This window comes from Nostoc cf. edaphicum LEGE 07299 (genome assembly GCF_015207245.1).
Classification (GTDB): Bacteria; Cyanobacteriota; Cyanobacteriia; order Cyanobacteriales; family Nostocaceae; genus Nostoc; species Nostoc edaphicum_B.
This window is the reverse complement of sequence record NZ_JADEXF010000489.1, coordinates 1-4269: the sequence shown is the minus strand read 5'-3', so window position 1 is coordinate 4269 and position 4269 is coordinate 1. Positions and strand designations below refer to the sequence as shown.

Annotated in this window: 7 protein-coding genes; 2 read left to right on the top strand and 5 right to left on the bottom strand. The window is 42.2% G+C overall.

Translation table 11 applies throughout. The features are described 5' to 3' along the window. From IQ229_RS15395 to IQ229_RS15385, 3 genes are all read right to left on the bottom strand, one after another. The coding region (locus tag IQ229_RS15395) for an MAPEG family protein (protein ID WP_194045058.1) at positions 1 to 226 on the bottom strand (226 nt) is incomplete at its 3' end. 89 nt (positions 227 to 315) lie between these two features. Beyond that, a complete protein-coding gene (locus IQ229_RS15390) occupies positions 316 to 819 on the bottom strand; it encodes a DNA recombination-mediator protein A (protein ID WP_194045056.1) in 504 nt (167 codons plus the stop codon). Between the two features lie 84 nt (positions 820 to 903). After that, complete coding sequence (locus IQ229_RS15385; RefSeq protein WP_194045054.1) at positions 904 to 1449, bottom strand: PadR family transcriptional regulator; 546 nt, start codon at positions 1447 to 1449, stop codon at positions 904 to 906. 95 nt (positions 1450 to 1544) lie between these two features. On the opposite strand from IQ229_RS15385, the gene IQ229_RS15380 reads away from it, so the two are divergent. After that, positions 1545 to 2039: a DUF4188 domain-containing protein gene (locus tag IQ229_RS15380; protein WP_194045053.1), complete on the top strand. Its 495-nt coding sequence runs from the start codon at positions 1545 to 1547 to the stop codon at positions 2037 to 2039. 61 nt (positions 2040 to 2100) lie between these two features. Here the strand turns inward: IQ229_RS15380 and IQ229_RS15375 are convergent, their stop codons facing one another. Next, entirely contained in the window at positions 2101 to 3195 is a 1095-nt protein-coding gene (locus IQ229_RS15375; RefSeq protein WP_194045051.1) for a phosphotransacetylase family protein, read from the bottom strand. A gap of 325 nt (positions 3196 to 3520) precedes the next feature. On the opposite strand from IQ229_RS15375, the gene IQ229_RS15370 reads away from it, so the two are divergent. Further along, a complete protein-coding gene (locus tag IQ229_RS15370) occupies positions 3521 to 3643 on the top strand; it encodes a pentapeptide repeat-containing protein (RefSeq protein ID WP_194045049.1) in 123 nt (40 codons plus the stop codon). A gap of 79 nt (positions 3644 to 3722) precedes the next feature. On the opposite strand, the gene IQ229_RS15365 is transcribed toward IQ229_RS15370, so the two are convergent. Beyond that, positions 3723 to 4100, bottom strand: coding sequence for a response regulator transcription factor (locus IQ229_RS15365; RefSeq protein ID WP_194045060.1), 378 nt, complete (start codon positions 4098 to 4100; stop codon positions 3723 to 3725). Positions 4101 to 4269 lie beyond the last annotated feature (169 nt).

The following is a 4269-nucleotide window of genomic DNA, read 5'->3' as shown; positions in this document are numbered from 1 at the left end:
CAGTTACATAAGCCATCAATGCGGCTGCGGCAAATATCATAAAGGCTTCAAACGTGTTCTGATGTGCCCAAGTAGCCCGTTGTGTATAAGGCGGTAATTGATCAAACAGAGCGCGAGGAGTAGAAAACATTTCATACCCAATACGCACACGGACATCAGCTACTAGCAAAAATGGCACGTAAATTAGAACGGCAGCAGCAGCGATCGAGTACAAAAAAATTATCATTACTTATTTTAGTCATTGGTTATTAGTCATCAGTCATCAGTCATCAGTCATTAGTCAAATACAAATGACAAAAGACAAATGACAAATGACTAATCAAAGTAGAAAAGCGTCACCAATTTTCTTTGTTCTTCCGCATCTTGACAGGTTTGCAACAGGGTGCGACTGTCGTGAAATGCAAAGCAGATCAGTTGCTGGCAACGGGAGACAATCTCCTTGTTGCACAAGTAACTAGCTTCCGCCAGAGACAGATTATCATTACTGGGATTTTCGACTAGATGCATTACCTGTTCTAGTTGCTGGCGCGATTCCAAAGGCTGGCGTTCCAGGCTTTGGGGGAGAATCACCGTCAACAAATTTGCATCAGCCCGGGTTGCTCCCTTGATGGCCGCTGAATTTGTACCTGTAGCACCAGAAGTAATGATTCGATTACCCGATAAAACTAGGGCGTATGTCATCATTTCAATAAGATTCTGATGCGTAATCGGTACATGACGAGAACCCAACAAGGCAATTCTTTTAGAACCCGTTTGCTGGATTGTCGCCAGTTCTTGCGCTAATGTATCGAGGTTAATAAGGTCTGTTGATTGGCTCAAAGATGGAGATAATCAGATTAAACGACCCAGATATTTTACCAAACAGCGTGTAGATGCGAGGAAAACTTGAGTTAAACATTACTATTAATTTTCGATTGTTTGGTTTAGTAACTCCATTAGTTGGTTATACCAGGCTAGCCAATGTATTTCGTAACTAATGCCATTTAGGAGAGTCAAATACTGAAATTTTCCTGGTTCTGGTAGTTCTTGCGGGTTCTGAAAGTAACGCTGTTCTAATTCTTTGTACTTAGATAATTTTTTTTGATGGGCTTTTTGGTGATGTTCTAGCTCTGCCAAGATGGTTTGGTTAGGAACAATATAACCAGCAAAAATTTTTACCAGTAAATCATCTTTAATCGGTGTGAGTTCACAAGGTTGAGCAATCCACTCTTTGAGGTGCTGTTCTCCCAAGTCTGTAACGCTGTAGAGCCTTTTATCTGGCCGTCCTGCTTGAAGAATCGACTCAGAACTGATCCATTCTCGATCTTCTAGCTTCGACAACTCCCGATAAATCTGCTGGTGGCTTGCTGACCAGAAAAAACCTACAGAGCCATCGAATCGTTTTGCTAAATCATACCCGCTACAGGGTGCCTCAACCAAAGCCGCTAAAATTGCGTGCGCTAATGCCATAATTTTTAATTCACTACTTGACTTATGCAACTAATTGCATAAAATAGTTAATATGCAATTAGTTGCATATTAACTTAAACAACAAGGAGTGAGAGATGGCTCAAGTAATACCGGGACGATTTACAGCCAAGATTGATGAACCTTTTGTTGTGTTTTTGATTGGGATGCGAATTAATAAATTATTCGCTTTTTCCAAATGGATTCCCACAGCCAGGGCAATGTCACCCATGCTACGCAGCCTTAATCAGAATCCTGAAAAAGGATTTTTAGGGGGAGAAACTTTTGTTTACTGGCGAGGTGTAGGACTGATTCAGTATTGGCGCTCGTTCGAGGATTTGGAGCGTTTTGCCAGAAATCCAGCTGATGCACATCTAAAAGCTTGGCAAAGGTTTAATCAAGCCATTGGTGCTGATGGCAGTGTTGGCATTTGGCACGAAACTTATTTAATAGAACCAGGAAGATATAAGGCGATTTATGGGAATATGCCTGTCTTTGGATTAGCTGCTGCAACTAAGCACGTCCCAGCTGTGGGGCGGAAGGAAACAGCACGCCGTCCCTTGGGAAGTGACGGCGAACCAGCTGTATCCTAGCAATACAGCCTCTTAACTAAAAACTGAGCATTGATGCTCTTAATAATTTGAGTTGATGAATCTAAGACAATGCCGCTGCGGGAGTTAAACCTAGTTTGGATAACAAGCGGTCAATGTCAAAATGCTCGGACATCAACTGACGAATATACTGAACCTTAATCGGCTCGTGGACACGGACTTGACCAAAAGTGCGGTCAACAATTCCTACAGTAGTTAGGGTATCTAAGTCAACAGACAAAATGGGTATTTCTAGTTCTTCAGCGCGACTGAGAATAAACGGTGGGGGTGGTAGTTGCCCAGTGAGAATTAAACATTGGGTAGAAGTTTCCAAAGCCGCTTGCTGAATTTCCACCCGATCGCCTCCTGTCACCACTGCCATATTCCGGCGTTTGCGGAAATATTTCACAGCTGAGTTGACATTCATCGCTCCAATTGCCAGACTTTCTACCAACAAATCCATGCGATCATTGCGACAGAGAACATCAGCCTTTAACTGTTTGACTAGTTCGCCAACACTCACACTGCGGAGCAAATCGCTGTTTGGCAGCATTGCTAGCACCGGAATACCCTGCTGTTCCAAAAATGGTAGAACGAGAGTTTCAACTGCTTCTAGTTGGGTGACAGGGATATCATTGATCACAGCTCCAAGCAAGCGATCGCCCACACGCCTTTTAGCAGCCAACAGTGCCTCAACCGAAAGCAACGATTTATAGCGGGCTACTAACAGCACGCCAGCATCCAATACTTCAGCCATTTGCAGCAAAGACAAATCAAACAAATTGCCTTCGGATAAATCACCAGGCCCCTCCAGTAACACCACATCTCCTTGAGATTTATGTAAATATTGCTGTATTAGGGACTGCTGATAATCGGTTTTGTCTTCCCCCCGTAAGCGCTTTTGCACATTTGGTTCATCCAAAGCCAGCATTGTAGGTGCAATGCGGTTTTCCGGCAAATTGAGGCTAAGAGCGATGAACTGGACATCTTCTTCAATTACGGTTCCACTAGACGAATTGAAAGACGTACCGAGCGGTTTACCGTAAGTAATATCCAGACCTTTTTGCTGTAGCTGATGAGACAAACCCAGAACAGTTGCAGATTTACCGCTGTAATTCTCGGTCGATCCAATCAGCAAATATTTAGGGGATTTTGGCACACATGCACTCCTAATTTCAAAAGTCAGAAGAACCCAGCTAGGTGTTTCCTAATTCTAGTTCCTTCTGGCAAAAGCCTCTCGCTCTCACAAATTAAGCTTTCCCAGAATTACCTTCTGAATCAGCAGGGGCAGGAGAAAGGTTTTCTTTCTTTGTGTCGGCTCTGCTAACCTGTTAGCCTACCTTGAAGATTTGTCATTACCAATAAATAGCAAACTAAAAATCTCAGAGCTTCGTTGCTATGGAAGGGTTGGTAGGGTCAAAGAGGATTTGCCAGAGATTGAGTGGGTTATCTTTATATGTGTTAGTTGATGCAAGAGGTAAGTTATGGATGTTGAAGAATTGTTGGAAAGGTATGCTGCTGGAGAAAGAGATTTTAGGGACGTTGATTTAAGTAGCAGTGATTTGACTGGTGTAAATTTCAGTGGTAGCTCTGCCATTGCGTATTAATTAGCACAACAAAGAAAGTACTGCGATCGCCTACGTTAAATTGCAAGCGATCGCAGATGAAAAGCCTTCATAACTTTCCTCAAAAACCCAACACCTGCATTGATTTTTCAAGTACTTCTTTGGGGCGGAATGGTTTAGTTAAATATAAGTCTGCACCAACCTCAATTCCTTTTTGTTTATCAAACTCCTGTCCCTTAGCTGTCAAAATTATAATGTAGATATCAGTCATTTGCAGGTCGTGTTTTACAATATGGCAGACTTGCAGACCATTCATTTTCGGCATCATCACATCAAGAAAAACTAGGTTTGGTTTTTCAGTTTTAATAGTTTCGAGAGCTTCTTCTCCATTTCTAGCAGTTAGAAGTTCAACACCCTCATCTTCTAATGCTTCTAAGGCTTGTTCCATCAAAATCAAGATATTGGGTTCATCGTCAACAATTAAAATTTTCTGGGTCATGGGGATTGGTGATTGAGGATTGGGAAGTGGGGATTGGGCATTAGACATCTCCAAAATAGTAACGTTCTATGGTAAGAGAACATTAGAGAGCTTTTTGGACACAGAAACATGAGCGAGATTTTGAATTATATTGAAGGGAACAAAAAAGAAACACAGCGCTTAATTGGTC

Coding starts and splice junctions, on each gene's coding strand:
- IQ229_RS15365 (WP_194045060.1), bottom strand. CDS start 4,100: ATGACCCAGAAAATTTTAATTGTTGACGATGAACCCAATATCTTGATT.
- IQ229_RS15385 (WP_194045054.1), bottom strand. CDS start 1,449: ATGGCATTAGCGCACGCAATTTTAGCGGCTTTGGTTGAGGCACCCTGT.
- IQ229_RS15380 (WP_194045053.1), top strand. CDS start 1,545: ATGGCTCAAGTAATACCGGGACGATTTACAGCCAAGATTGATGAACCT.
- IQ229_RS15370 (WP_194045049.1), top strand. CDS start 3,521: ATGGATGTTGAAGAATTGTTGGAAAGGTATGCTGCTGGAGAAAGAGAT.